The 3,547-nt window shown below is 60.8% G+C and carries 4 protein-coding genes; 3 read left to right on the forward strand and 1 reads right to left on the reverse strand.

Going from position 1 to position 3,547, the window contains the following annotated elements; genetic code table 11:
• Positions 1-40: 40 nt before the first annotated feature.
• From EN993_RS32930 to EN993_RS32940, 3 genes are all read left to right on the forward strand, one after another.
• A complete protein-coding gene (locus EN993_RS32930) occupies positions 41-718 on the forward strand; it encodes a DUF1345 domain-containing protein (protein WP_109671499.1) in 678 nt (225 codons plus the stop codon).
• Positions 719-815: 97 nt separating this feature from the next.
• On the forward strand, positions 816-1,694 hold the full coding sequence (locus tag EN993_RS32935; protein WP_127265952.1) for a cytochrome b/b6 domain-containing protein: 879 nt from the start codon (positions 816-818) through the stop codon (positions 1,692-1,694).
• Position 1,695: 1 nt separating this feature from the next.
• Positions 1,696-2,487, forward strand: coding sequence for a molybdopterin-binding protein (locus EN993_RS32940; protein ID WP_109671560.1), 792 nt, complete (start codon positions 1,696-1,698; stop codon positions 2,485-2,487).
• 40 nt (positions 2,488-2,527) lie between these two features.
• Here EN993_RS32940 and EN993_RS32945 read toward each other — a convergent pair whose 3' ends face one another.
• Positions 2,528-3,322: an aspartate/glutamate racemase family protein gene (locus EN993_RS32945; RefSeq protein ID WP_126068942.1), complete on the reverse strand. Its 795-nt coding sequence runs from the start codon at positions 3,320-3,322 to the stop codon at positions 2,528-2,530.
• Positions 3,323-3,547 lie beyond the last annotated feature (225 nt).

Here is a 3,547-nt window from a genome sequence, read left to right on the forward strand (position 1 = left end):
CCGCAATAGAAACCGAGCGCCATCCAAGGTTGGAACCGCCATGGCTGCCGAAACCCCGATGAAGCCTCCCATGCAACGCCACATGCTGTTCGCGGTATCGGCCTGCTTCGGCGTTTTGGCGCTCCTCACGGCGTTGCTGCTGCACGCCCCGCTCGCCTATTCGATCGGCGCCAACGCATTCTTTGCCGCCTACGTCATTCTTGTCGTTGCCCAGATGCCGAAATTCACCGGCAGGTATCTGAGCAAGAATGCGCGCGCCACCGACCAACCGGTGCTGGTCATCTTCGCCGTGACGCTCGTCGTTGTCGGTTTTGCCACCTTCTCGCTGTTCCAACTGATCAACCAGAAAGACAGCGCCCACCCTGTCGAACTCACCTTCGCGCTGCTGTCGATCCCACTCGGCTGGTTCACAATCCATGCCATGGCAGCGCTCCATTATGCCCATGTCTACTGGATGGACGGCGATGCGGTCGATGCCGAGACCAAGAAGAAGATCCCGGTCGGCGGACTGCTGTTCCCAGGCGACAAACGGCCGGAAGGCTGGGATTTCCTCTACTTCTCGACGGTGATCGGCATGACGGCGCAGACCGCCGACACCAACATCTCGACGACGCATATGCGTTGTGTCGTGCTGGTCCATTCGATCCTGTCGTTTTTCTTCAACACGGTCATCGTCGCAGCCGCAGTCAATCTCGCCGTCAGCCTGGGCGCTCCGTAATAAATCCGTGATCGGATGAAACATTGGTTTGGATCGCGACGTATCAGGAGGACAATGAACGCGCAGGCCACGCCGCGAGGTCGGGAGACGAGACAAGATGGAATCCGTTGCCAGAAGCCAATCCGCCGGCCCAGGCGCTTCTGCGTCGAACGACACAACGCTGATCTACCGGCAGTCGCGCTGGACCCGGCTGACGCATTGGCTCTGGGCCATCTCGCTGTTCTTCATGCTGCTGTCCGGCCTGCAGATCTTCAATGCCCGTCCGCAGCTCTATATCGGCAAGCAGTCGGGCTTCGACTACAACAACACCATCTTGGCCATCGGCGCCGAGAACACCAACGCCGGGCCACGCGGCTACACCGAAATCCTTGGACATCGCTTCGACACCACTGGGGTGCTAGGCTGGTCGGGGCCGGTAGGCCAGGAGACGTCCCGCGCCTTTCCGTCCTGGGCGACGATCCCGTCCTACTATGATCTCGGCACCGCCCGCGTCATCCATTTCTTCTTTGCCTGGATACTGACCACGACCTTGATCGTCTGGCTGGTCGCCAGCACTGTGAACGGCCATCTGCGGCGCGATCTCGCGCCACGCCTCGATGATCTCAAGCGGCTGCCGCAAGACATCATCGACCACGCAAAGCTCAAATTCCACCACACGCGGGAATACAACACGCTGCAGAAGATGGCCTATGGCGGTGTGCTATTCGTGCTCTTGCCGCTGATGATCATCACCGGCCTGGCGATGTCGCCAAGCATGAATTCGGTGCTGCCGTTCCTCAACGATCTGCTCGGTGGCCGGCAGACGGCACGCACCATTCATTTCACCGTCATGGTGCTTCTGGTCGCCTTCTTCGTCGTCCATATCCTGATGATCCTGGCCGCCGGCCCGATCAACGAACTGCGCTCGATCATCACCGGCTGGTATCGCACCGATCCTCCCGCACAGGACGACAAACCCGTCGAGAGGAGTGCCTGACATGGCGAAGTTTGAGATCAGCCGCCGCAAATTCCTCACCGGTGCCAGCCTCGGCGCCTCCGGCATCATGCTGTCGGGCTGCGACGCTTTCGACAGCCAGCTGAGCATCGGCAGCGGCCTGCGCAGTTTCCTGGAAAACGCCAATGGCCTGACATACCGGGCGCAACGCCTGCTTGCCGGACGCGATACGCTGGCGCCCGAATTCACCGAGGCCGACATCCGCCAGCCGCAACGGCCGAACGGGGTCACGGCACCGGACGACGATATCTACAAAGGTCTGCTCGCCAACAACTTCGCCGACTGGCGGCTGGAGGTTACAGGCCTGGTCGAAAAACCGCTGTCGCTGAGCCGCGAGCAGCTTCAGAACATGCCGAGCCGCACCCAGATCACCCGCCATGACTGCGTCGAAGGTTGGAGCTGCATCGCCAAATGGACCGGCACGCCGCTGTCGCTGGTGCTGGACCAGGCGGTGGTCAAACCGCAGGCGCGCTATGTCATGTTCCATTGCCTCGACACGATCGACCGCAGCCTCTCCGGCGACATCAAATATTACGGCACCATCGACCTGATCGATGCCCGTCACCCGCAGACGATCCTCGCCTATGGCCTGAACGGCAAGCCGTTGCCGGTCGAGAACGGCGCGCCGCTGCGTGTCCGCGTCGAGCGCCAGCTCGGCTATAAGATGCCGAAATATCTCTACAAGATCGAACTCGTCGACGGCTTTGCCACTGTCGGCGGCGGCAGGGGCGGCTATTGGGAAGACAATGGCTACGACTGGTACGGTGGCATCTGAACCGCAGCCGCAAACGCTGCGCCTCTAAAGATGGCCAGGCCTACAGCGAGCAGCGAAACAGCTCGCCTTTTCCGGCAATCTGCTCGCCAATGCCGCCAAGCCGCAGCATATGCCAGGCAAGTGCATGGTTGCTCGAGGTGACCGGTTTCCCCAATTCCTTCTCGACCTCCTCGATGATCCGGGCAACGCGCATGCTGGTGCAGGAAACGAACACGGCCTCACAGTCGCTCGACGCACCGATCTCCAAGATGGCCTGCTTGACCGATGCCGGCGTGATGCGTGCAACGACATTGTCGTCCGCCTCGTTGAAGGAGCCCATGACCGGGATATCCATTCCTCGCGCCATCAGCGATGCACGCAGCGAGTGATTGATTTTCGCCAGGTAAGGGGTGAGCAGCGCGATCCGCGAGACGCCTAGGGCCTTCAGCGCGGCCCGTGCCGCCGTCACCGGGTTGGTCACTTGCACGCCTGGCAGCACCTCGTGAACGCGCGCGGCGACCTTGTCCTCGCCGATGACAAGCGCTCCCGAGGTGCAGGCAAAGCCGATCACATCGAACTTGACGTCGGGCAGCAGCCCGACCGTTGCCGGGATCACGGCCGACATCTTCATCAGGTTCTCCGGCGTGATCTCGACATCGCTGTAGAGCCGCGCCTCATACAGCGCGATGTCGCGTGCGGGCAGCGCATAGCGGAATTCATCCTCGATGGTCTGGTCGGTCCGCAGCACGAGCAGGCCGAGATTGGCGCGGGTGCCAATACCGTCGTCGGTCTTGAAGGGAATGTGTTCCTTGTCGAGGACAAGCGTTTCGTCGGCGCGGGTAACCGGGGCGTCCATGGTGTAGTCCCCTTCCTGATGTCAATCAGAATTGTCGACAATAGAAAACGGCAACATTGCCGAAGGTGTCAAGGGCTCCGTGCGGATTTTGGAAACCGGAAACGCCTAAATTCTACGCTTAGGTGGATCACTTGTCAGTCGCCGCCCTTGCGCCGTTGACAAGGATCGGCGTCTTCCTATTGAATTGTCGACAATAGGAACGACAGCCATTGGAACGGCAATGCG

Origin of the sequence: Mesorhizobium sp. M7D.F.Ca.US.004.01.2.1, from assembly GCF_003997785.1 — a bacterium.
Taxonomy (GTDB): domain Bacteria; phylum Pseudomonadota; class Alphaproteobacteria; order Rhizobiales; family Rhizobiaceae; genus Mesorhizobium; species Mesorhizobium loti.